Genomic DNA, 369 nt, shown 5'->3' on the forward strand with positions numbered 1-369 from the left:
GTCGTTGTGGTCCTTGTCGTTGCGGCGTTCGTCGCTGACGTTGTAGATGCCGCCGCCGTCCTTGTCGGCGTGGTTCTTGGCGACGATGACCTTGTCGAGGTCGAGGGTGGTGTCCTTGGCGTAGATGCCGCCGCCGTTCTCGCAGGCGGTGTTGTCCTTGATGGTCGACAGGACGATCTTGACGAAGCCGCCGGAGCTGAAGACGCCGCCGCCGTTTTCGCCGGCCTTGTTGCCCTCGATGGTGGTCTTGAAGATCTCCACGGTGCCGGCCTCGTCGCGGCCCTGGAAGCGCGGCCAGGAGTCCTTGTCCTTGCCGTGTTCCTTGTCCTTGCCGTGGTCCTTGCCGCGGTCCTTGTCGTGGTCCTTGTC

At 64.0% G+C, this 369-nt stretch carries 1 pseudogene; it reads right to left on the reverse strand.

From position 1 onward, the window contains the following. A pseudogene (locus tag KBX37_RS34060) lies at positions 1 to 369 on the reverse strand (hypothetical protein); the annotation flags it as partial.

Origin of the sequence: Micromonospora sp. U56, assembly GCF_018070095.1 — a bacterium.
In the GTDB taxonomy this organism is placed as follows: domain Bacteria; phylum Actinomycetota; class Actinomycetes; order Mycobacteriales; family Micromonosporaceae; genus Micromonospora; species Micromonospora purpureochromogenes.